Annotated in this window: 20 protein-coding genes and 1 pseudogene; 10 read left to right on the top strand and 11 right to left on the bottom strand. The window is 73.0% G+C overall.

Annotation, left to right across the window (positions count from 1 at the left end; genetic code table 11):
* Window positions 1-67 precede the first annotated feature (67 nt).
* Window positions 68-469, top strand: a complete 402-nt coding sequence (locus OV079_RS26520) for a hypothetical protein (protein ID WP_267771708.1) — start codon at window positions 68-70, stop codon at window positions 467-469.
* A 179-nt stretch (window positions 470-648) separates the two neighbouring features.
* Here OV079_RS26520 and OV079_RS26515 read toward each other — a convergent pair whose 3' ends face one another.
* Window positions 649-2,037 carry a sensor histidine kinase gene (locus OV079_RS26515; protein ID WP_267771707.1) on the bottom strand — a complete coding sequence of 463 codons (1,389 nt, stop codon included), beginning with the start codon at window positions 2,035-2,037 and terminating at the stop codon, window positions 649-651.
* A 521-nt stretch (window positions 2,038-2,558) separates the two neighbouring features.
* On the opposite strand from OV079_RS26515, the gene OV079_RS26510 reads away from it, so the two are divergent.
* The 5 genes from OV079_RS26510 to OV079_RS26490 all read left to right on the top strand — a co-directional run bounded on the left by OV079_RS26510 (window position 2,559) and on the right by OV079_RS26490 (window position 8,396).
* The gene (locus OV079_RS26510) at window positions 2,559-3,104 is read left to right on the top strand and encodes a hypothetical protein (protein WP_267771706.1); all 546 of its coding nucleotides are present in this window, start codon (window positions 2,559-2,561) and stop codon (window positions 3,102-3,104) included.
* Between the two features lie 369 nt (window positions 3,105-3,473).
* Complete coding sequence (locus OV079_RS26505; protein ID WP_267771705.1) at window positions 3,474-4,037, top strand: superoxide dismutase family protein; 564 nt, start codon at window positions 3,474-3,476, stop codon at window positions 4,035-4,037.
* Between the two features lie 180 nt (window positions 4,038-4,217).
* Complete coding sequence (locus OV079_RS26500; RefSeq protein WP_267771704.1) at window positions 4,218-5,906, top strand: metallophosphoesterase; 1,689 nt, start codon at window positions 4,218-4,220, stop codon at window positions 5,904-5,906.
* Window positions 5,907-6,005: 99 nt separating this feature from the next.
* Window positions 6,006-8,081, top strand: coding sequence for an MYXO-CTERM sorting domain-containing protein (locus OV079_RS26495; RefSeq protein ID WP_267771703.1), 2,076 nt, complete (start codon window positions 6,006-6,008; stop codon window positions 8,079-8,081).
* A 21-nt stretch (window positions 8,082-8,102) separates the two neighbouring features.
* Window positions 8,103-8,396, top strand: coding sequence for a hypothetical protein (locus tag OV079_RS26490; protein ID WP_267771702.1), 294 nt, complete (start codon window positions 8,103-8,105; stop codon window positions 8,394-8,396).
* Window positions 8,397-8,529: 133 nt separating this feature from the next.
* Here OV079_RS26490 and OV079_RS26485 read toward each other — a convergent pair whose 3' ends face one another.
* Window positions 8,530-9,540, bottom strand: coding sequence for a Rieske 2Fe-2S domain-containing protein (locus OV079_RS26485; protein ID WP_267771701.1), 1,011 nt, complete (start codon window positions 9,538-9,540; stop codon window positions 8,530-8,532).
* A gap of 139 nt (window positions 9,541-9,679) precedes the next feature.
* Between OV079_RS26485 and OV079_RS26480 the strand changes: the two genes are divergently transcribed.
* Both OV079_RS26480 and OV079_RS26475 read left to right on the top strand, forming a co-directional pair.
* The gene (locus OV079_RS26480; RefSeq protein ID WP_267771700.1) at window positions 9,680-9,826 is read left to right on the top strand and encodes a hypothetical protein; all 147 of its coding nucleotides are present in this window, start codon (window positions 9,680-9,682) and stop codon (window positions 9,824-9,826) included.
* Window positions 9,799-10,665 carry a helix-turn-helix domain-containing protein gene (locus OV079_RS26475; protein WP_267771699.1) on the top strand — a complete coding sequence of 289 codons (867 nt, stop codon included), beginning with the start codon at window positions 9,799-9,801 and terminating at the stop codon, window positions 10,663-10,665. The genes OV079_RS26480 and OV079_RS26475 overlap by 28 nt, the downstream gene beginning before the upstream one ends.
* A 54-nt stretch (window positions 10,666-10,719) precedes the next feature.
* Here OV079_RS26475 and OV079_RS26470 read toward each other — a convergent pair whose 3' ends face one another.
* The 4 genes from OV079_RS26470 to OV079_RS26455 all read right to left on the bottom strand — a co-directional run bounded on the left by OV079_RS26470 (window position 10,720) and on the right by OV079_RS26455 (window position 13,188).
* Window positions 10,720-11,238 (bottom strand): GNAT family N-acetyltransferase, encoded by a 519-nt coding sequence (locus tag OV079_RS26470; protein WP_267771698.1) that lies wholly within the window; start codon window positions 11,236-11,238, stop codon window positions 10,720-10,722.
* Window positions 11,239-11,279: 41 nt separating this feature from the next.
* Window positions 11,280-11,969 (bottom strand): hypothetical protein, encoded by a 690-nt coding sequence (locus OV079_RS26465; RefSeq protein WP_267771697.1) that lies wholly within the window; start codon window positions 11,967-11,969, stop codon window positions 11,280-11,282.
* Between the two features lie 194 nt (window positions 11,970-12,163).
* Window positions 12,164-12,334, bottom strand: a complete 171-nt coding sequence (locus OV079_RS26460; RefSeq protein ID WP_267771696.1) for a hypothetical protein — start codon at window positions 12,332-12,334, stop codon at window positions 12,164-12,166.
* Window positions 12,298-13,188: a hypothetical protein gene (locus OV079_RS26455; RefSeq protein WP_267771695.1), complete on the bottom strand. Its 891-nt coding sequence runs from the start codon at window positions 13,186-13,188 to the stop codon at window positions 12,298-12,300. The genes OV079_RS26460 and OV079_RS26455 overlap by 37 nt, the downstream gene beginning before the upstream one ends.
* A gap of 134 nt (window positions 13,189-13,322) precedes the next feature.
* Here OV079_RS26455 and OV079_RS26450 point away from each other — a divergent pair, with 134 nt between their 5' ends.
* Both OV079_RS26450 and OV079_RS26445 read left to right on the top strand, forming a co-directional pair.
* Window positions 13,323-14,288 carry a sigma-70 family RNA polymerase sigma factor gene (locus OV079_RS26450; protein ID WP_267771694.1) on the top strand — a complete coding sequence of 322 codons (966 nt, stop codon included), beginning with the start codon at window positions 13,323-13,325 and terminating at the stop codon, window positions 14,286-14,288.
* Between the two features lie 362 nt (window positions 14,289-14,650).
* Complete coding sequence (locus OV079_RS26445) at window positions 14,651-15,742, top strand: S41 family peptidase (protein ID WP_267771693.1); 1,092 nt, start codon at window positions 14,651-14,653, stop codon at window positions 15,740-15,742.
* 175 nt (window positions 15,743-15,917) lie between these two features.
* Here OV079_RS26445 and OV079_RS26440 read toward each other — a convergent pair whose 3' ends face one another.
* The 5 genes and pseudogenes from OV079_RS26440 to OV079_RS26425 all read right to left on the bottom strand — a co-directional run bounded on the left by OV079_RS26440 (window position 15,918) and on the right by OV079_RS26425 (window position 22,409).
* The gene (locus OV079_RS26440; protein WP_267771692.1) at window positions 15,918-17,225 is read right to left on the bottom strand and encodes a DUF4215 domain-containing protein; all 1,308 of its coding nucleotides are present in this window, start codon (window positions 17,223-17,225) and stop codon (window positions 15,918-15,920) included.
* Window positions 17,226-17,252: 27 nt separating this feature from the next.
* Window positions 17,253-17,321: pseudogene (locus tag OV079_RS58620) on the bottom strand (hypothetical protein); the annotation flags it as partial.
* A gap of 70 nt (window positions 17,322-17,391) precedes the next feature.
* Window positions 17,392-18,141: a DUF4215 domain-containing protein gene (locus OV079_RS26435; RefSeq protein WP_267771691.1), complete on the bottom strand. Its 750-nt coding sequence runs from the start codon at window positions 18,139-18,141 to the stop codon at window positions 17,392-17,394.
* Between the two features lie 942 nt (window positions 18,142-19,083).
* Window positions 19,084-19,827 (bottom strand): hypothetical protein, encoded by a 744-nt coding sequence (locus OV079_RS26430; protein WP_267771690.1) that lies wholly within the window; start codon window positions 19,825-19,827, stop codon window positions 19,084-19,086.
* Complete coding sequence (locus OV079_RS26425) at window positions 19,743-22,409, bottom strand: hypothetical protein (protein WP_267771689.1); 2,667 nt, start codon at window positions 22,407-22,409, stop codon at window positions 19,743-19,745. The genes OV079_RS26430 and OV079_RS26425 overlap by 85 nt, the downstream gene beginning before the upstream one ends.
* Window positions 22,410-22,420: the final 11 nt, after the last annotated feature.

Below are 22,420 nucleotides of genomic sequence, written 5' to 3'. Positions count from 1 at the left end.
GTCGCCTGCGGCCCGTCGCAGGCCTACAAGGTGATCGACGTGCCCTACTGCGAGGTCCCGGAGGGCCATGCGCGGCGGCTTCGCCGAGCAGGTCCGCTGGATCTACAAGTCCGGCGACAGCTTCGGCGAGGGGCCGCTCTCGGGCGAGCGGAAGGGCCTCGGCCTCGGGGTCCTCGACTCGGCGCCCAGCGACGAGATGGTGCTGGCGCTCCTGTCCTGCCCGGTGGGCGAGGCCGCCGACCCGACGCCCATGCAGAACGGCGGCAAGGAGCTGACCGCGAGCAAGGTGCCCGAGGTGTGCCGCGGCCAGCAGACGCTCTACCACGGCACGCTCAAGACGGTCGACGATCCGAAGGCGAAGGAGCGCGGCTACGCGGGGGTGTTCCACTTCCCGGAGGTCCCGTTGACGTGCCAGACGGGCACGCTGAAGCGCACGACCAGCGCCGAGATCGAGCCGCGCCCGAAGTGATTCGCGCGAGCGTGCGCCGAGCTGCTCGCGAGCTCGGCGCCCTGCGCAGGTCGTATTGGTCGTCGCCGGTTTCGGGGATCACCATGACGGCGAGGTCGTGCGCGCGTCAGCGTCGCGACCCGCGGCGTCGTGACGGCGCGCGTGGTCTGGCGTCGACCGGCAGGACCATCCAAAGGCGCTCAGCCTGGTGGCCCGCCGCGCGGCAGGTGGACGCGGAAGGTCGAGCCGCGGCCGGGGGCGCTGTCGACGTCGACGGTGCCGCCGTGGGCCCGGACCAATTGCAATACCACGTGGAGGCCGAGGCCGACGCCGGGGATGGTGTCGCGCGACAGGCCCACGCGCGAGAAGGGCTCGAAGATCCGCCGCACCTCGGCCTCGCTCATGCCGATGCCGTGATCGCGGACGGCGACGGCGGCGAGGTCGTCGGCGGCGGTCACGGCGATCTCGACCGCGCCGCCTTGCGGCGAGTATTTGACGGCGTTGCTGATCAGGTTGACGACGATCTGGATCACGCGCAGCGGATCGCAGCGGACGGGCACCGGCTCGGCCGGCAGCTCGAGGGCGAGCTGGTGGTGCGGATAGCCGTCGAACAGCGCGGCCGACTCGCGCACGAGCTCGCGCAGGTCGGCGTCGACGGGCCGCAGCTCGAGCTTGCCGGCCTCGATGCGGGCGATGTCGAGGAAGTCGCCGACCATGCGCTCGAGGTGGCTGGTCTGTCGCTCGACGATGCCGAGGGTGCGGCGGGTGCGGTCGGCCGAGTCGGGGTCGCGGGCCTGCGTGGCGAGGGCCAGGCGCAGGGCGGCGAGCGGGTTCTTGAGGTCGTGGGCGACGCCGCCGAGGAAGGTCATCTGCGCGGCGCGCTGGGCGGCGAGCGCGTCGGCCATGGCGTTGAAGCGGCCAGCGATCTCCCGCAGCTCGTGGGGGCCGACCTCGTCGGCGCGGGCGTCGCGACGGCCGCGGGCGAACACCTCCATGGTCGCGGCCAGGCCGATCAGCGGCTGGAACGCGCGCGCCCGCAGCCACCAGGCCAGCAGCGCGGCCGCGCCGAGCAAGAAGGCGCCGCAGCCGAGGCCGATGCGGTTGGCGAGCCTGTCCCAGTGGTCAGCCCGCTCGCGGGCGACCAGCGACTGGGCGACGTTGACGGCGACGAACCGATCGGTGGCGTCGAGCGCCGCGCCGCGCAGGCGCGTCAGCTCGAACGGCGCGACGAGGTGGTCGCGGGAGGCGTCGAGGTACTGGTCGATCCGGTCGGCGGCCTCGAGGAGGGTGGCGGCCTCCTGCGAGGTGAGGACGTGATGCCCGGCCTCCTGCAGCAGCTCGCGCAGGTCGCCGCGGAGATGGCGGGCGGTCAGGTCGTCAGGGCCGACGTGGGCCAGCAGGTCGAGGGTGAGCTCGATCTCCCGCGTGAGCCGCACGCTCTCGACCGAGGCCGCGAGGCTGTCATTGGTCTGATGAATGTAGCTGGTGAGCAGCACCAGCGCCGCGGTCACCGCCAGCGCCACGCCGAGCAGCACGAGGGTGACGACCCACGAGAGCGTGCGCAGGCGAATGCCCCGGCCGGTCGACATGGCAAGCTCGTGAGTGACGCACGCGCCGGCCGGGCGCCGCGCACGGCCGCAGGCGGGGGGCGAGGGCCGCGCGCGGGCTGTCGTGACTCGAGGTCGCCGCTGGCGCGGGCCGCGGCGGGCGAGCGCCGGGGGTCGCGTCATGGTGGCCGCCCGGACGCGCAAAATTCTCAGGTCGATGAGGACATGACCTCGGGGACATGTCCTAAAACCTCTGCGTGGGCGGTGGTCTGTGACCGCCAGTGTCGGCCGGCACGACGCGCTCCGCAGTCAGGCCGCACGTCGGGTTCGTGATCGAGCCGGCAGCGGTCGCCCGCACGGCGACGCGCGGTGATGTTAGGCTGGCCGCCAGGATTTTGCATGACGAAGCGCCTCACGCACAAGATTCCGGGCGAGTTCGGCGAGCCGTTCCTGCGCTGGCTGGGCGCCACGACCGAGGCGGCGTGGAGCCGCTGCGCGGAGCCGACGCTCGCGGACTTCGAGCGGAACGGCGCGGGCGGCTGCGACTGGCGCCGCGGGACGCGATGGACGGGGGGCTGTCCGACGCGGAGCTGGCGGAGATCGAGCAGCGCTACGACGTCCGCTTCCCGGCCGAGCATCGCCTGTTCCTGCAGGTGCTGCACGCGACCGAGCCGCGGATGTTCTGCGCGGGGTTCGACGACGACGACCGCCTGGTCGCGGACGAAGCACCCGGCTTCTACCACTGGCAGCGCGACGAGACGGCGATCCGCGCAGTGTTCGCACAGCTCGTCGACGGGCTGGTGTTCGACGTCGAGCATCATGTGCTGTGGCCGGACAGCTGGGGCCCGCGGCCCAGCGATGCGGACGAGCGCCGCGCCCGCGTGGCGGCGCTGGTGGCCGGCGCGCCCCGGCTCTTGCCGATCTACGGCCACCGCTACGTGCTCGCCGAGGGCCCGACGCTGGTGCTGTCGGTGTGGCAGAGCGACATCATCGTCTACGGCCGGGACCTCCGCGATTATCTCCTGCACGAGCTGGTCGACGTCGAGTACGAGCGGCCCGCGATCGTCGACACCGCCGCGATTCCGTTCTGGGGCGAGCTGATCGGCTGATACGAGGCGACGAGTTCACAGCTCGCGGGTATGCCGTTCCGGGTGGATGCGCGGCGGCTGCGGCGTAAATCCACCGGTCTGAAGGGACATGTCCCGTGGTACATGTCGATCTGCGCGCGGCGTCCGTCGCGGCTGGCGGGCGAGCGGCGGCCCGGGCTTCGCAGGGCCCGCCGGGGGCGAGGCGGGCGGCGGAGATCGACCCCTCGCGCTTCGGACCTCGCGGCGGCGCCGCTGGAGCGCGAGCTGACGGGCCCTACAGGATTCGCCGCTGAAAGGTCGCCGCGAATGGCCCGACCGTGGGCGAGTCGTCGCGCGCGTGGTTGCCGGTGTCGGGGGTTGGCCCACGCTTGCGGATCGAGGAGTCCACACATGCGCCCATTGACCTCGTTCATCGCCGCGCTCTCGCTATTCTCGCTGCTGGGGCCGCTCGCCTGCTTCTCCTCGTCGTCCGGCGAGGAAGGGGCGGCGATGGCGGCGCTGGAGCCGCTGGCCGGCAGCGGCGTGCGGGGGACCGTGCAGTTCACCCGGGTCACCCCCAATCGCCTGCGGGTGCGGGCGCAGATCCAGGGTCTCACGCCCGGACTGCATGGTTTCCACATTCGTGAGTTCGGCGACTGCTCGGCGGCCGACGGCAGCAGCGCCGGGCCGCACTTCAACCCCGAGCACAAGATGCACGGCGGGCCGGACGGGCCCGAGCACCACCTCGGTGACCTCGGCAACATCGAGGCCGACGCCGGGGGGCGGGCCGCGATCGCCATGACCACCGACATCATCACCCTCGACACCGGCCCGCGCGGGGTCATGGGCCGCTCGGTGGTCGTGCACGCCGACCCGGACGATCTGATGACCGACCCGGCCGGCAACTCCGGGGCGCGGCTGGCGTGTGGGGTCATTCGCGCGCTGTCGGGCGACACCAAGCCGATCCTTCCATAGCCGCAAGGTCGACCCGCGAGCCGCTCGTCCGCGCCGGCACGCGGTCGTGACAATTGGCTTCCACGCTCGCAAGGTCGAGGCCCGGCCCGGCGGGCCGCGCTGGCACATGGTCGTGACAATCGCGCGCGAAAATTGCCGCGCCTCCGCCAGGCTGATGCACCCGGTTGATACGCTCGGTGCATGGCGTTTCGGCGGAGCGGGCGCGCGGGCATCTTCCTCGGTGGATACGTCTTCTCGGCGGCCTGTCACGTGCCGATGCCGGCGGAGCTCGCCAACGCCGGCGAGGTGCCGTGCGGCAACGGCGAGCCGCGCGCGTGGGTGATGGCCCCCGATTACGAGGGCGTGAGCGCGCGCCTCGAGGCGGCCGGCTTCACTGTCGGTCCGCTGCCGCTCGACCGCTCGCCGTGGGGCCTCGACGGCCTGATCGTGCTCGGCTCGGGCGCCAGCGAGCTGCCCGAATACGCCGAGTACATGCAGAGCTACGCCGACGACCTGTACTTCTTCGTCGACGAGGCCAACGTGGTGCTCGAGCTGGCGCAGTCGGCCGCCGCCGAGGCGGTGCCGCCGTTCTTGCCGACGACGCACACGGCGCGGCGCGGCGCGGCCAAGCTGGTCAAGCTGGAGGTGCTGGACCCCGATCACCCGCTGCTCGCGGGCATCGAGATCGACGGCGGCCGGCTGGCGTGGCGCGGCGAGCTCGGGCGCGACGCGTTCGTCGAGCAGGGCGGCTTCGAGGTGGTGCTGGCGGGCGCGGGCGACGGGTCGAACGGGGCGCTGCTCGAGGGCGCGTACGGCCAGGGGCGGATCGTGCTGGCGAGCCTGCCGCTCGACGCGCCGATGGGCTCGGACCTGCAGCAGGAGGCGTTCATCACCAACTTCTTCGCCAACCTCGCCGCCCACGTCGAGGGCGTGTGCGTGCGCCAGACGACGCCGATCAAGCCGACCCCGCCGCCGCAGTCGCTGCCGTTCACCGCCGGCTCGACGCTGTTCGCGGTGCTGCCCGACACCCAGGTCTACTCGCTGCGCTACCCCGGAGTGTTCGACGCCCAGACGTCGTGGATCGCCCGCAACGCCGGGGCGCTGAACATCGCCTACGCGTTCCACCTCGGCGACATCGTCAACAACAACACCGAGCTCGAGTGGCGGCGCGCCAGCGGCTCGATGAGCCTGCTCGACGGGATCGTGCCGTACGGGATCGTGCCCGGCAACCACGACTACGGCCCGTCCGGCGACGCCTCGACCCGCGACACGAAGATGAACGACTACTTCGACTTCGACGACGCGGCGCTGAACCCGAGCTTCGGCGGGGCCTACGAGAAGGGCAAGCTCGACAACACCTATCATTTGTTCTCCGCCGGCGGCCACGATTGGATCGCGGTCATGCTCGAGTGGGGCCCGCGCGACGCGGTGATCGACTGGGCCAATTCGGTGATGGAGCAGCACCCGGATCGGCTCGGCATCTTCATCACCCACGCGTACCTCAACAACAACGACCGCCGCTACGACCACAAGGACACCTCGTTCCCGCAGGACTTCAACCCGCACGAGTACGACACGCCCGGCGGGGTCAACGACGGCGAGGAGCTGTGGCAGAAGCTGATCCGCCGCCACCGCTTCGTGCTCACCCTCAACGGCCACGTGCTCGGCGACGGCACCGGCTACCTCGAGAGCATCACCGACCGCGGCAACGTGGTGCACCAGATGCTGGCCAACTATCAGATGCGCGAGCTCGGCGGTGAGGGCTACCTGCGCCTGCTCGAGCTGCTGCCCGACGGCAAGACCGTGCACGTGCGCAGCTACTCGCCGCTGTTCGACCGCTACCTGCTCGGCAGCGATCAGCAGTTCACGATCGAGCTCGACGTCGAGTGATCGCGCGTGTGGGCCCGCGACTGCCGGCGCGAGCGGAGGCAGGCCCCGGGCTTACCCACGCGGCCGCGGACCGGCTTCGGGCGCAACCGCCCGCGATTTTTGTCTACGCTGCGCGGGCATGCGCACGCTCCGCTCCTCACTGCTTCGACGCTGACGCTGACGGCCGCACCGGCGCTCGCGGCCGAGAACCTGACGATCGTCGAGACCCTGATCGACCGGCCCACCGTGGTGACGCTCGGCGTGCAGGTGCTGATCGGCGACGACGACGACCGCGACGCGGCGATCGAGCTGCGCTATCGGGCGATGGGCGAGGCCGCGTGGCAGGTCGGCGCGCCGCTCTACCGCGTGCGCCCGGAGGTGGTGAACCTGCAGGTGCCGCAGCAGTTCGCCGGCAGCGTGTTCGACCTGCGGCCCGACACGACCTACGAGCTCGAGCTGCACGCGGTCGACCCCGACGGCCTCGACGAGACGTGGACGGTGACCGCGACGACGCGGCCGGTGCCGGGCGACCCGGCCGCGCCCAAGGTGATCCAGGTCGGCGACGCCGGCGAGCTCGGCGACGCGCTCGGGGCGGCCCAGCCCGGCGACGTGATCGAGCTGGCCGACGGGACCTATGGTGGCACCTGGTCGATCGAGAGCAGCGGCACCGCCGAGGACCCGATCGTCGTCCGCGGCGCCAGCACGGGCGGCACGATCCTCGACGGCGAGGGCGCGGGCGGCAACGTCATCGAGGTCTACGGCAGCCACGTCCACATCGAGCGCTTGACGATCCGCAACGCCAACCGGGCGATCCGCTTCCAGACCGCCGGCGCCGAGGGCAACGTGGTCCGCCGCGTCCGCGTCGAGGACGTGAACCTCGGCATCGGCGCGCGCGAGGACCAGCTCGACTTTTACATCTGCGACAACACCCTGGTCGGGCCGCTGGCGTGGCCCAACGTCTATTCGGACGACGGGGGCGTGAACGCCAACGTCGACGGCATCGTCGTCCAGGGCTTCGGCCACGTCGTGTGCCACAACGAGATGGTCGGGTGGGGCGACGCGATCAAGACGGCGCAGGACGGGGCGCGGGCGATCGACATCTACGGCAACATCACCCGCTCGGCCTACGACAACGCGATCGAGCTCGACGGCTCGACCGGCAACACGCGAGCGATGCGCAACCTGCTGCTCAACTCGTACGCGCCGCTCAGCTTCCAGCCGATCTTCGGCGGGCCGGCCTACGCGCTGCGCAACGTGGTCGTCAACGTCAAGGACGAGCAGACCAAGCTGCACGCCAACAGCGACACCGGCGAGACCGTCGGCGCGGTCATCCTCCACAACACCTTCGTCAGCCCGAGCCGCGCCAACCAGGTCCAGACCACCGACACCGCGCACGACTTCCGCCTGGTGAACAACCTGTACGTCACCCGCGCCGAGCCCGAGGGCGGGCAGACGGTGCTGTTCGGCGCGCCGACGGCCAACGCCGAGATCGACTACAACGGCTACTGGCCCGACGGCCAGTTCGAGTTCGAGGGGGTCGGCGATTACCCCGACTTCGCGGCGATGCAGGCCGCGGGGGTGTTCGAGGCCCACGGCACGCTGCTCGGCGAGGACATCTTCGCCAGCGGATACGTCGCGCCCGCCAGCTACATGCCGGTGGTCGAGGCGGTCGACGTGAGCCTGTCCCAAAGTTCACTCGCGGTCGACGCCGGCGCGCCGCTGACCGGCTTCGGCGGGTTCCTCGGCGCGGCCCCGGACCTCGGCGCGCTCGAGGCCGGGTGCGAGGCGCCGCATTACGGCCCGCGCCCCGAGAACGTCGACGAGTCCGCGCCCCTGCCGGCCTGCGGCGATTCGGGCGGGGAGACGAGCGACGGGGAGACGTCGGACGGGGAGACGTCGGACGGCCCGGGCACCAGCGGCGGTCCGACCAGCGACGGTCCGACGAGCGGTAGCGATCCCACCGACGGTCCCGACCCATCGGGCGGCGACTCGGGTCCGACCACGACCGCGACCTCCGGTGACGGCCCGACCGGCGGGGGACTGACGGGCGCCTCGGCCAGCGACGGTTCGAGCGATTCCGGCGCGACGGCCGGATCGGACGGCATGAACGAGGGTTGTGGCTGCCGCGCGACCTCGCGCCCGCCGGCGGCGATGCTGCTGGTCCTGCTCGCATTCGCCCGTCGCCGCCGCCGATGAGCGGACATGCATGAGCTCGCCATGTTCGGTATCGTCCCCGGCACCATGTCCGAGACGTACTACAAGATCATCGACGGTAAGAAGTTCGACAAGCAGATGCTCGACATCGCCGAGCGCACCACCGCCGGCAAGGGTGATGGCCGGATCTCCCTCACCGACGCCAAGGAGCTGATCGGCGCCGTCACCGACGGCGGCCGCTACACCGAGGTCGAGAAGGACACGATGGCGTACATCCGTGAGAACTACAAGTTCACGGAGGAGGCCGATTCGTGGTTCCGCGAGGAGATCCGCCGCTTCGCCGCGACCCGGGCCTGATTCCCCCGTAGGCCCGGTCCGCGCAGTGGATCGACGATGACGCGGGCGCCGGACCCCGGCCCGCGTCATCGTTTTAATGGGGTGGGTGCGGCGCTCGTGACAGTCAAGGTGTTCGCCGACGTCGGGCCGACTGTCATGAGCGAGGGACGGCCGCGCGCTGGGCGGCGAGGCGGCGACGATAGAGGCTGTACCACAGCACGATCGCGCGGTCGGAGGGGACGAAGCGGCAGGCGTGCAGCGGCAGGCCGGAGCGGGCCGCGGCGCGCTGCTGGGCGAGGTCGTCGGGCTGGACCAGGCGCAGCTCGCTCCACACGGCCAGTCGCGCCAAGAGACCGCCGATCACCGGCACGTCGAGGTGGTAGCGGAACAGCAGCGCGGTGCGAGTGACGTCGATCGGGGCCATCGCCACCAGCAAGCGGCCGCCGCGGAACTCGCCGAAGATCAGCGCGGGGAAGTGACAGTTCAAGGTGATGCCGAGGCCGCTGCGGCCGTCCCACGGGCGCTCGTCGTCGCGCCGCAGGGTGCCGCCGCTGTAGATCGTGTCGCCGTCGAGGCGCGCCTCGTACGGATCGAGGCGGTGACCGAGGCCCGGCGTGACGCGGCGATGGGCGAACGGAGTGTGGTGAATGTCGAGGTTGCTCTCGATGGCGAGAGTCAGCGGGACGTCCCACTCGAGCGCGCCGGTGGCGGTGCGCCAGCCCTCGCGGTCGGGCATGCCGTCGGGCCAGAACGGCTCGGGGTAGACGTCGCGCGGGGCGCCCCACCACAGCCAGACGAAGCCGTGGGCCTCGCGGACCGGCCAGGTGCGGGCGGCGAGCTCGGCGGGGATCCGGAAGGCCCGGCCCTCGCAAGGCGCGGCGACGCAGCGGCCGTCGGGGGCGAAGCGGAAGCCGTGGTAGGGGCACTGCAGGGCGCCGTCGACGACGCGGCCGGCGGCCAGGTCGGCGCCGCGGTGCGGGCAGGCGGCGTCGACTGCGGCGATCCGGCCGTCGGCACCGCGGAACAGCGCGAGGTCGCGGCCGAAGCGGCGCAGCGCGAGCGGGCGGGCTCGCGGCACCGCGCGGGCGCGAGCGACGGCGTACCAGGTGTCCTCGATGGTCTCGGCGTGGTCGCGGCGGATCTGGGTCAGAGGTTCGTGGCGCATCGTCGTCGGCTCCGCGCGGGCCGGCTATCCTGTGCGGGGCTCCGCGCGCCGATCAGCGTGGCGCAGCGAGCCCGGGGCCGCATTCATGCACCGCGCCAGAACGACTGACCGAGCGCGCCACCCGGCGACCGAGCCGACCATGGGCTCGCACTTCCCGGCGCGCTTGCTGGCGTTCGCGGAGAGCGTGGGCCTGGTGAACGACGAGCTGCTGGCGCGCGCGGGGCTCGACGCGGCGGCGCTCGCCGACCCCGAGGGCGCGTGCCGCTGCTCGGGGTGTACGCGCTGATCGAGGCGGTGTGCGAGCGGCTCGGCGACGCGGCCAGCCTGCGCTTCGTCGCCGCCTTCGACGCGGGCGACCTCGACGCGCTCGGCTTCCTGCTGCAGACCTGCCCCGACCTCGGCGCGGCGCTGGAGCGCTTCGTCGCGTTCCAGCAGCTGTACACCGACGGCGAGCGCTTGAAGCGGTGCAGGTCGGCGACGACGCGGTGGCGCTGCGCTACCACCCGCTCGGGCCGCCCCGCCGCGCACGCGTGGATGGCCGAGGTCACCTTCCTCGATTTCCTCGTCAACGGGCCGCGCTGGCTCGGCCGCGCGCTGGCGGTGAAGGCGGTCCGACTGCGACGCGGACCGCCCGAGGACGCGGCGCTGCGGCGCGCGCTCGGGCCGGTCGAGTTCGGGGCGCTGTGCGACGAGCTGGTGCTGCCGCGGGCCGAGCTGACGCTGCGCATGCCGGGCGCGGACGCGGCGATGCACGCGTTCTTCGAGCGGTTCGTGCGCGGGCAGCTGTCGCGGCTGCCTGCCGATGGCTCGCTGCGCGCGCGGGTGCGGCTGCAGGTGATACGACGATTGCACCGCGGGGCGCCGACGCTGCGCGAGCTGGCGGAGGCGCTCGGGCTGGCGCCGCGCACCCTGCAGCGCAAGCTGCAAGCGGAGGGCGAGACGCTGGCGGGGCTGGTCGAGGCGGTGCGACGCGAGCGCGCGGCGGAGCTGCTGGCGGGCCCGCAGGCGCTGTCCGAGGTGTCGTACCTGCTCGGCTTCTCGGCCCCGAGCGCGTTCTTCCGGGCGTTCCGCCGCTGGACCGGCGAGACGCCGGAGGGCTACCGCGCGCGCCTGCGCGGGCAGTGAGATGTCCTGAGGGACAGGTCTTTTCGGGGCCGGCGACGGGGCCACGGCTCCGGACTACACACCGGCGAGGGAGATCCAGTAGTACCGCTTGGGTGGCCGCGTCGGGTCGAGCACCCGCGTGGCCTCGAGCACGCCGCCGTTCCGTTCGATGACCCGGATCGACGCGACGTTCGTGTCGTCGCAGGTGAGCAGCACCTGAGACAGGCCGATGCGACGGGCGACCGGCAGGGCGCTCCGCAGCATCTCCGTGGCGACGCCCCGCCCCCGGTAGCCGGGACGCGTGTCATACCCGATGTGCCCGCCCGACACGCGCAGGTTGTCGGTCAGCACATGGTGGATCCCGATGCGTCCGACGTAGACGCCGTCCATCACGCCCCAGAGCTCGGTCTTGGGTACCGCGCCGGGCAGCGGGTGCGTGCGCTTCTCATGCTGCGCGCGCACGAAGCCCGCGAAATCGGCCGCGACGACGTCCGGGTCGACGGCGCCGTACCAGGGGAGCCCCTCGGCACGGAACTCGCGGAGCCCTGCGAGCACGCTCTCCGCGTGGGCGACGTCCGGCGTCACCAGGGACACGATGGGAGGCACGGACGCACTGTACCAGAGCATGGGCGCAGTCATCGATCGAACCCCGGTAAAGATCGCGTGCTTCTCCAGGCAGGCTCCGAGCTCGGCGGGAGCGCACCTCGCTCGCGTCCGAGCCTCCGGCGCTCCCACGAGCCGACGCCGCGCGCAGCAGCGAGCAGCGCCAGGATTCCGAGCAGCTTGACGAGCCAGCTGGGGTGGAAGATCGCCAGCCCGAACGCGAGATTGAACGCGAACTGGGCGACGCCCGCGCCGCGTCCGAACAGCCTCTCGTACGCGAGGTCCCAGGACTCGACCTCCTGCACGAGTGCCCACTTCGACTCCAGAGCTTGTAGCGGCACAGGAGCGGGTGGCGGCAGACCGCGCGGCTTCACAAGCGGCATCGGCTCGTCCGCAGGTGCCTCGACGGCCGACCTCTCGAGATCCTCCGAGAGATCCGTTCGTGGGCCCGCGAGCGCTTGCATCCGCCGGCGCGCGAGATATTTCCGGGTGTATCGCTCCACCAGCCCGGCCCAGACCCACCAGAAGGCCATCCATCCGAGCGACTGTTGCCACCACACCAGGGCGAAGAGATCGAAAAAGGTGAAGAAGACGGCGGCGCCGGCCCAGAAGACGAGTGAGATCGGCGTCAGCGATGCGTGATACCAGAATCGATTCGTCGGCAAGAAGCCCCACCGCTGCGACGGCAGGGGCCTGTACGGCGCGATGTCTTGCGAATCCAAGGCCTCCTTACTCGATGATTTTGCGCGTACTTCAGCGTAACCGAAGGCAGTCCCTGCAGGCCATCGTTACGCGACAAGAGCGAGCGGCAGCACCCTTCCGGCTGGCTCCGCGTGACGGCCAACGGGCTCGGCGCGGCCGAGCGAGCAGCCGGGTGTGACGCTTCCGAGGCGGGGTGCTCGCCGCCGAGGTAAGGTCAGTTGTAGATGAACGCGTCGTCGCCGTCGGTGACCGTGATGACGAGGATCGTGTCGGCCTTGACGGCCGGGTCGAGGGCCGCGTAGGCGGTCAGCAGGCTCTCTTTGTGCATCGGGCCGTAGGCGACGACGCTCAGGATCTGCTTGACCCACGCGTCCTCGGGGGCCACGTTGGCGCTGCTGAGCTGGATGTCGCCGAGCTTGCTGTACATCGTGTCGGCCTGGGCGACCGTCCACGGCGCGTCTTGGGAAACCCGACCGCCCGCACCACGCTGACGCCGATCTTGAGGCCGTCGATCTCGGCCAGGAAGTCGGTCTTCTTGCCCATCGGGTTGGTGTAGACGATCGTCGCCTCGGTCTTGAGCAGCGCCGCCGTCTCGCAGCGCGCGAGCACCTCGTAGGCGACGATCTCCGAGTACAGCGAGCCGGGGTTGAGGTTGCCCTCGTCGTAGAGCTGCTGACCGCCCGCGGTCAACAGGTCGTAGTCGTAGCCGACCACGCCGAAGTCGATCGCGCCGGTGAACACGAACGGCGCCGGCGATTCGAGCTCCATGAGATCGATGAGACCGCAATCGCCCGAGAGCACGCCGAGCTCGCCGGGCTCGCCGGTGGTGGTGTCGCCGGTGGTCGTATCGCCGGTGGTGGTCGAGGTGCCGGTGGTGGTGTCGCCGGTGGTCGTGGTGTCGTCGCCGGTCGAGGTCGACGAAGTCGTCGTGGTCGTGGTCGAGAGGTCGCCGGTGGTGAGGTCGCCGGTCGTCGTCTCGGTGGTCGGGCCGACGCCGGTGTCGGTGAGCTCGCCGGTGGTGGTCGAGGTCGAGGTCGGCTCGTCCGAGGTCGCGGTCGCGGTCGCGGTCGAGGTCGTCGGCGACGACGTCGAGGTCGTGTCGACGGTGGTGGTCGAGGTCGAGTCGTCGGTGCTGGCGGACTCGGTGGTCGCGGTCCCGCCGTCGCCGCCGCAGGCCAGCAGCAGCGCCAGGAGCGACGAGGGGCGAGCGAGCAGGCGGGCGAGCGCGGGCGCGGGCATCGGCGGCGACAGTAGCAGGAGCGCGCGGTGCGGGCGCGGGCGCGCGGGGCTGTGCGATCTCGCACCAGCGGGTCGCCGGGGGCGGCGCGAACCGGCGAACGAATCGCCCGGCTCGGGCATACCTGGCAGCGAGGATGCCCGAGGTCCCCGACGAAGAGCTCGTGGTCGCGCTGCGCGACGGGGAGCTGGCGGCCTTCGACCGGCTCTACGTGCGCTACGAGCGGCGCCTCTACGGCTACATCCGCCGGATCGTCGGCGAGTCCGCAGTCGCCGACGACCTGTTCCAGGACGTCTTTTTGAAGGTGCTGCGCGATCGCAGCTACGACCCCGAGCGCGGGCGGTTCGCGCCGTGGCTGTTCGCGGTGGCCCGCAACGCCTGTCTCATGGCCCAGCGCAGCGAACGCAGCCACGCCTCGCTGCGCGAGCGGGCCCAGGTGCAGCTGCGGCCGGCCGAGGCGGCGCCGCCGGACGTGCGGGTCGGCGAGGCCGCGCGCGTGCAGGCGGCCATGGCGGCGCTGCCCGAGGCGCAGCGTCAGCTCATCCTGCTCAAGCAGCTCGGCGAGCTCAGCTACCGCGAGATCGCCGGGCTCATGGGGGTCGCCGAGGGGACCATCAAATCGCGGCTGCACGCCGCCACCCAGGCGTTTCGCCGCCTGCTGACGGAGGAGGCTCCGCCGATGAAATGTGAAGAGTGCGACGCGTCGCTGATCGATTACGCCTACGACGAATTGGCCCCCGAGCCGCGCCGCGCGGTGACGCGGCACCTGGCCGAATGCGCCGGTTGTGCGGTGGCCTACTGCCGCCTGCGCGCCGACCTCGACGGTGCGCTGCAGGCCGCCCACGAGGCGCCGCCGCCGGCCGTGCGCGAGCGGCTGCGGGCCGCCGTCGAACGCGAGTTCCGCCCGAGCTGGTGGCGCCGCGGGCTGGCGCTGGTGCAGCGGCCGGTGCCCGCGTACGCGGTGGTCGCGGCGCTGGTGCTGCCCGCCGCGCTGTGGCTGGTGCGCGAGTCGGGGCGCGACGACGTGGCGACCTCGACGTCCCCGCGGGTGCGCGGCTACGACGCCGCCGCGCCGCCGCTGATCCACCGGCCGATCCTGTGACGAGCGAGAGGCCTCGCGACGCATCCGGCCCGAACCGCGACGAGCGTCGATCGATACACCGACGAATCCGCCGGAACCTCCGACGAGCGACGATAGGCCCTTGCCACGAATCACCGGCCGATCTTCCGACGAGCGACGATCGGCCCGCTCACGACGAATCCACGCACCTGACCCCGGAGACATCTCATGGAAATGAAGAAAATGCGCAGACCGCTCTCGCTGTTGACCCTGGCCCTGTTCGCCTGCGATCCGGCGACCGACGACGCGGCGGCGCCCGAGGAGGCGCCCGTCGAGGGACCGGCGCTGGCCGAGGGCCGGCGCCGACGCCGACGAAGGGGCAGGCGAGGCCGCGGACGGAGGCGATGCCTGACGCCGAGAAGGCGTTCGCCAGGGCCCGTCAGCTGATCGCCGAGCACTACGTCGACGCGGCGATCGACCCCGGCACGCTCTACACCGGCGCGGTCGAGGGCATGCTGGCGCGGCTCGGGCCGCCGACGACCTACCCGATCAACGAGCTGATGGCGCCGCGCGAGCTGGCCGAGCTGCTGCACGGCACCGGCGGGACGATCGTCGGGGTCGGCGTGATGATCGAGCAGGTCGCCGGGGTGCTGGTGATCCGCGAGGTCATCGCCGGCGGGCCGGCGGCCGCTGCGGGGCTGCAACGCGGCGACCGGATCCTCGAGATCGACGGGGTCAAGATCAAGGGCAAGCCGATGGTCGAGATCGTCGACCAGATCCGCGGCCCCGCCGGCACGGCCATCGACGTGTTCGTCCAGCGCGACACCGACGAGTGGCACGAGAAGTTGGTGCGCCAGACCGTGGCGATCCAGAACGTCGAGTCGAAGCTGATCGGCGACAAGGTCGGCTACCTGCGTCTGCGCGGGTTCGCCGAGACGACGCCGGCCGAGTTCGACGCGGCCGTGGCGGCGCTGCAGACCCAGGGCGCCGAGGCGCTGGTGCTCGACCTGCGGGCGTGCCCGGGCGGCGTGCTCGACGCGGCGATCAAGGTCACCGGCTCGCTGCTGCGCGACGGTCAGGTGATCGTGACGACCACCGGGCGCGACGAGCCGGGCAAGACGGCCGCGGCCAAGGGCGACGGGCGCTGGAAGGACCTGCCGCTGGCGGCGCTCATCGGGCCGGAGACCGCCTCGGGCGCGGAGATCCTGGCCGACGCGCTGGCGACCCACAAGCGCGCGACGCTGATCGGGGCGCCGACCTTCGGCAAGGGCACGATCGAGAGCATCCACGAGCTCGGCAACGGCTGGGCGATCAAGCTCAGCACCGGCCGCTTCGTCGGCGCCGGCGGCGAGCCGCTGCCCGGCCGCGGGGTCAAGCCGCACCTGCCGGTGCCGCTGGTCGCCGACGCCCCGCTCGACCCGGTCGACGCGGTGCCCTCGGAGGCCGACGCGGCCCTGGCGGTGGCGAAGACCTGGCTCGAAGACCAGGCGAAGTAGTCATGGCGCTCGACCCGGTCGACGCGGTGCCCTCGGAGGCCGACGCGGCCGGGCGGTGGCGAAGACCTGGCTCGAAGACCAGGCGAAGTGAACACGGCGCTCGACCCCGAGGCCGCACCGCCCCCGCAACGGGGGACGGAGCAGCCCGCGACTGGGCCGGGCCCGTGGTGGCGGATCAGCGGGCGGCGTAGATGACGCCCTCGCCGGGGTCGATCAGGTAGGCGCAGCGGGCCGAGCCGACGTTGCAGCCGAGGCTGCGCGGCATCCAGCAGACGTTGTTGCCGTCGCGGCAGCCGTAGTCGCCGGTCTGGGTGCCGCAGTAGCCGAAGCCGTCCTCGTAGTCGTGGAACATGCCGAGGCCGCGGTAGCTGTCGCAGCCGTGGGTGCAGACGTTGTTGACGGTCGGGTCGACGTAGCCGAAGCTGTCGCGGTAGCTCCAGCCGCTCGAGGTGTTGATGCTGGTGAACGGGACGGCGTCGTTGCGGTGCGTCACCATCCACTGCTTGCCGAGCGAGATGCCGTTCTCGATGAGCTTCAAATAGATGATGATGCGCTCCTTGTAATTGGCGTTGGCGCCCTGCAGCGTCTGGGCCGAGGCCCAGCCGTTTGCGATGTCGCCGACGGTGCCGAAGTTGCTAAACGTCGGGGTGCTCCACTGCGCGGGCTTGCGGATGTAAATCATCACGGTCCAGCCGCCGCCGTCGGTGGTCATCTCGCAGAACACGTTGAACGGCTGCTTGGGGCCGCCGCCGTCGACGTCGATCTGGTAGACGCCGTCCGTGGCGGCCGGCATGGCCTGCTTGATCGCCAGGCACGAGGTCGCCTCGATCGTGCAGGTCGCGCTGCAGCCGTCGCCGTCGCTCGCGTTGCCGTCGTCGCACTGCTCCTGGCCGGCGCGGACGTGGCCGTCGCCGCACTTGGCGGCCTTGCAGGTGTTGATGCAGGCGTCGGTCTGGACCATGTTGCCGTCGTCGCACTCCTCGACGCCGGCCTGGGTCTGGCCGTCGCCGCACTTGGCGGTGGCGCAGTTGTTGAGGCAGGCGTCGGTCTGGACCTGGTTGCCGTCGTCGCACGCCTCGCCCGGGCCGAGGATGCCGTCGCCGCAGGCGGCCGGCTTGCACACGTTGGTGCAGTCGTCGTTGTCGTTGGTGTTGCCGTCGTCGCAGCCCTCGCCGGGACCGACCTCGCCGTCACCGCAGACGTTGTCGGTGCAGTCGGCCTTGCAGGCCTTGTCGTCGCCGTTGTCGGGGCCGTCGTCGCACTGCTCCATGGCCTCGAACACGAGGCCGTCGCCGCACACGGCGTCCTTGCACTGCGTGGTGCAGGCGGCGCTGTCGCTGTTGGCCGGGCCGGCGTCGCACTGCTCGTCCAGGCTGGCCTGCTCGAAGCCGTCGCCGCACTTCGGCGCGGCGCACTGGTCGGTGCAGCCGTCGTCCTGGTCGCCGTCGGCGCCGTCGTCGCAGAACTCGCCCGGATCGATCACCTCGTTGCCGCAGCCCTCGAGCTCGCACAGGTCGCTGCAGCCGTCGCCGATCTCGAGGTTGCCGTCGTCGCAGCCCTCGCCGGGGCCCTTGTCGCCGTCGCCGCAGACGTTGGTCTGACAGTCGGCGGTGCAGGCCTGGCCGGCGCCGTTGTTGCCGCCCTCGTCACTAGGTCTCGGCGCCGCCCTCGGTGTTCCACAGCTTGCCGTCGCCGCAGGTCGCGGCGGCGCAGACGTCGGTGCAGGCGCCGTTGTCGGAGTTGCCCGCCCCGGCGTCGCAGGTCTCGCCGGCGTCCGCCTGGACGATGCCGTCGCCGCACTCCGGCAGGGTGCAATTCGCGGTGCAGGCGTCAGTGTCGTCGGCGTTGCCGTCGTCGCACTGCTCGGTCGGGGCGACCTCGCCGTCGCCGCATGTCTCGAGCTTGCAGGCGTTGTTGCACGCGTCGTCGTCGACCTGGTTGCCGTCGTCGCAGCCCTCGCCGGGGCCGACGAATCCGTCGCCGCAGACGTTGGCCTTGCAAGTGCCGGTGCAGGCCTCGCCGGGGCCGTTGTTGACGCCGTTGTCGCAGGCCTCGTCGGGGCCGACCTCGCCGTCGCCGCAGACGTTCGGCAGGCAGTCGTCACGACAGGCGTTGCCGGGGCCGTTGGCGTCGCCGTCGTCGCAGGCCTCGCCCGGGTCGAGCACGCCGTCGCCGCAGACCGGGTTGGGGCCGCCGGTGGTGGGCTGGGTGGTGGTGGGCGCGTCGGTGGTGGGCGCGTCGGTGGTGGGCTGGCCGGTGGTGGTGGCGAGGGCGGTCGTGCCGGTCGTGGTCCCGGCGCCGGTCTCGGTGTCGACCGCCGTGCCGCCGCCCGGGCAGGCAGAGAGGCCGAGTACGAGCGTCCACGCGGCCGGAGTGCTGTTCCATCGGTTCAAAGGCATCAGGAAGGATTCGCACCAGGTATGGGGTCTGTAAACCACGCATTGTCGCGCGCGGCCCCCCGGTCGGCCCGGACGCGAGCCGCCGGCCCGTCTGCGCGCGTCACTCGCCGACCCACCAGGAAGCGGTGCGGCGAGGCGGCGCGGGCCTGGGGACGCGGGCCGAGCGGGCCGTCCGAGGCCCCGCTCCGCATCAGCGGAGGAGAGGCCGGTGGCACGATGGCCCTCGCGCGAGAGGTCGCGTGCTCGGCCCGAACATGGCGATCTCGCAGCGGCACGCTCGAGGTCGTCGTCCGCGGAGGGTCGGTGATTCCGCTGCCTCTTCTTCCGTACGTCCTGGCGGAGCCAGGTCGCGGCGCAGGGTCCGGGAGCTGTCTCGAAGACCAGGCGAGGCTGGCTCATGAGACATGTCGCTGCGCGCCGCCGCCGACTCGTTCCGTGGGGGGCTCGCGGCGATCGTGGCGCATGGTTCGGGAGCTGTCTCGAAGACCAGGCGAGGCTGGCTCATGAGACATGTCGCTGCGCGCCGCCGCCGACTCGTTCCGTGGTGGGCTCGCGGCGATCGTGGCGCAGGGTCGCGGAGGATCTTGGGCTGTCTCGAAGAACAGGTGAGGATGGCTCATGCGACATGTTGTTGTGCGCCGTCGCCGACTCAGTCCGCGGCGTGCTCGCGCGTGAGCGCGTGGAGCTCGGGGCGGGCGCGGACGACGTCGCCGACGAGCAGCGGCATCTCGCTCTCGGCGCGGGCGCGGTCGATCGCCTCGCGGGCGCGGGGGACGTCGCCGGCCGCGGCGGCGAGCGACGCGAGGTCGAGCCAGAGCAGCCAGCGCTCCTTCGCTTGCGGCGTGTCGGGGGCGAGCGCGGCGGCGAGGCCGAGGGCGCGCTCGAGGTCGGCGCGGGCGTGGTCCGGTTCACCCGCGTGGAGGTACGCGCGGGCGCGCCAGGTCAGCAGGTCGCAGGCGCGGGCGCGGCGGGCGGGGGCTGGGTCGGGCTCGTCAGCGCTTCGGCGTCGAAGCTGGCGAGGACGGCGAGCAGCGCGTCCCGGGCCCGCGGATCGGCGAGGTGATTGACGGCGGTGTTGCGCCACAGCGCGTGGCTTTCGGCGAGGAAGCGCTCCGGGTCGAGCTCCCGCAGGACAGGCGCGAGCAGCTCGGGGCGGGCGCGCAGCGCGGTCAGCAGCGTCGGCTCGACGGGCCCGGGCGCGGCGAACAAGGGGCCGAGCAGGGCGCGGGCCTCGGCGACGCGACCGACCTGCAGCAGCGCGTGGGCCCGCCACACCTGCTCGGGCGGCGCGAGCGGGCCGAGCTGATCGAAGCGCGCCAGCGCCTCGACCGGGTCGCCGCGGACGAGCGCGCGCGTGAGGCTCGCGCGCGTCGGGTCGGCCGGCGGCGCGCCCAGGGCCGCGAAGCCGCGCAGGGTCACGCCGTGGACCTCGGCGGTCAGCCACGACCGGTCCACGTGGTCGCTGCGCAGGACCAGGCGATGGCGGCCCGCAGGCGGGAGCTCGTCGGTCAGCGGCTCGCGCAGGGTGCGGGAGGTGCCGTCGGGCAGGGTCAGCTCGCAGGCGATCTCGCCGAGCGCCGGGATCACCGACACGCGCATGGTCAGGCGGGTGGCGACGGCGGTGCTGCGCGGCGCGAGCGGGGGCTGCTGGAAGTCGCCGAGGCGCCGCTCGCCCAGGCCGCACATGAACACCCGCGCGACCTCGACGCCGCCGCGGCTGGTGCCGGAGTGTGCGCGCCGAGCCAGACCGTCGGCGTGCCGGTCGGCGCGTCGGCCTCGGGGACCAGGGCGATCTCGAGGCCGCTGCCCCACTCGGTCTCGGCGACGGTGAGGTCGGCGGCGAGCTCGATCATCTCGCCCTGCCACGCGACCGGCAGCGAGGCCAGCGCGCCCGCGGTGTCGGCGGCGAGCGCCAGGCTGCGCGCGCCGGGGCGGTGGCGCAGGCCGAGCGGCTCGTCGATCGTCCACGCGGGCGCGAGCGGGCGGTCGAAGTCGAGGTCGACGCGCTCGCGGCCGACAGCGACCAGCGGGGCCCAGCGCTGCGCGAGCGCCCGGCGGACGTCGTCGGCGAGGGCGGGCAGGCGCGCGAGCGCGGCCAGAGTCTGCTGCGCGCCCTCGTAGTCGCCGAGGCGGAGCTGGGTCCGCATCGCGCCCTGCAGCGCGTCGGCGGCCAGCTCGGGGGCCTCGCTGGCGCTGCGGAACAGGGCCTGGGCCTCGCGCTCGCGGCCGGAGCGCTCGCGCAGCACCGCGGCCGTGTAATAGGCGGTGGCGCGCGAGGTGGGCCGCGAGGCGCGGCGGCCGAGGTCGGCGAACTCGCGGGCGGCGTCGTCGAGCAGGCCGAGGCCCTGCAGCGTCTGGGCGTGGCGCCACGTGCGGTTCCAGGCCGGGTCGTCGAGCTCCGGCGCGGCCGCAGGGGCCGGCGGGGTCGGGACCGGCGCGAGCGCCTCGTCGCCGGCGCCGACGACCCACAGGCGGGTGCCGCCGTCGGGCTCGGCGAGGTTGGCGATCAGCTCGTCGGCGGCGTCGTCGTCGAGCTGCGCGAACGCGAGGACCTGCAGCTCGCCGAGCAGCACCGGGGTGAAGCGGCCGTCGTCCTCTTGCAGGTACAACAGGGTGTGCGTGCGGCCGCCTCGCGCGAACTCGAGGGCGATGTCGTCGCGGCCGTCGCCGTTGGCGTCGCCGACCTTCGGCGGCCACGAGTCGAAGCGGACGGCGCCGGCCGGCAGCGGGTGGACGAGCTGGTCGCGCCGGACCAGGCGATCGCCCTCCAGGGCGTAGATGTAGACGCCCGCGGGGTCGCCGTGGGGCCGGTCGGGCGGGAACACCAGCGCGCTGGCGTCGACGTGGGTGTTGTGGGCGACCAGCAGGGGCGCGCCGGCGGGCCCGCGCAGCGGCGTGAGGCCGAGGACCATGCCGAGCTTGTCGCGGGCGACGGTCCGCAGGGTCCGCGTCGCCGGGTCGAGCCGGAGCAAGCGGACGTCGTAGGCGCGCCAGCCGGTGAAGCTGGCGGCGAGCTCGAGGGAGCCGTCGCCGTCGAGGTCGACCGGCGCGAGCCCGCTGGGGCTCGACTCGAGCGTGTCGGCCTCCGAGTAGACGACGCGGCGCTCCCACTGGCCGTCGTCCCGCGGGGTCAGCGAGAGCAGCTCGCGGCCGGCGCTGGTGCCGACGTACAGCTCGCGCACGCCGTCGCCGTCGAGGTCGGCGGCGGCCATGGCGGTCGGGACCTCCTCGTCCCAGGTGAGCAGGGGCGTGAGGGCGTCCGGGTCGGCGCGGTAGAGGGTGACCGGCAGGCCGCTCTCGTAGCCGCGGCCGACGGCGAACAGCGGCTCGCCCGGGGCGACCTGCAGCGTGCGGGTCCCGGCGGCGGCCGGCAGGGCGCGCAGCGGCGGCAGGCCGGGGGCGCGGGCGGCGATGTGGACCGCCCGCGGGTCGTCGCGCGAGGGAAGCACCACCACGCGGTCGGCCTCGACGTGGACGCGCTCGACGTCGCGGTACGCGGTCGCGCCGGCGCCGACGAGGGCCTCGGCGAGGGCGCGCACGCTGGCAGGGCCGCCTTCGGCCAGCTCGGCGCGGGCGGCCGCGAAGTCGCGCCGGCCGAAGGCGACGTCGCGCCGCAGGTCCGCGAGCTCCGGCGCGGCGCCGGGGTGCTCGCGGTCGAGCTGGCGGAACAGGCTGGCGAGGGCGTCCCAGTCGAGCCGGGCGCGGAACAGCTGCGCCAGGCCGACCAGGGCCGCGAGCTGCTGGTCGGGCGCCGCGGCGCGCACGTAGGCCGAGGCGAAGGCGGTGCGCGCGGCGTCGCTGTCGCCGTCGTCGCGCCGGCGCGCCGCCTCGTGCAGCCACGCGCGCGCGAGCGCCGGGGTGCCGTCGTGGCGCGGGTCGGCGACGAACGCCTCGAACGCCCGCGCCGCCGCGCCCGGGTCGCCGGCGTCGCGCGCCTCGGCGATCCGCGCCTCGGTGGCCGCCAGCGACTTTTCGGCGGCCCGCTCGACCTGGGCCCGCAACCACTGCTCGCGCAGCTCGACGGCCAGCAGGACGAACAGCATCGACGCGAGCGCGCTGGCGAGGGCGAGCCCGGCGACGCGGAGGCGCTGCCGTCGCGCGGCGAGCGGGTCGCTGGCGAGGCGGTCGAGCAGCTCGCCCATCGACGGGAAGCGGTCCTCCGGCCGGCGCGCCAGGCCGCGCCGCAGCACCGCCGCCAGCCACGGCGGCACGCGCTCGCCCGGGTCGCGCAGGTCGCCGGCGAGGACGGCCCGGTGCAGCTCGGCCACGGTCTCGCCGG

It is taken from the genome of Nannocystis pusilla (assembly GCF_026626665.1).
GTDB lineage: Bacteria > Myxococcota_A > Polyangia > Nannocystales > Nannocystaceae > Nannocystis > Nannocystis pusilla.
The sequence above is the reverse complement of the archived record's forward strand: the minus strand, read 5'-3'. Positions and strand labels throughout refer to the sequence as shown.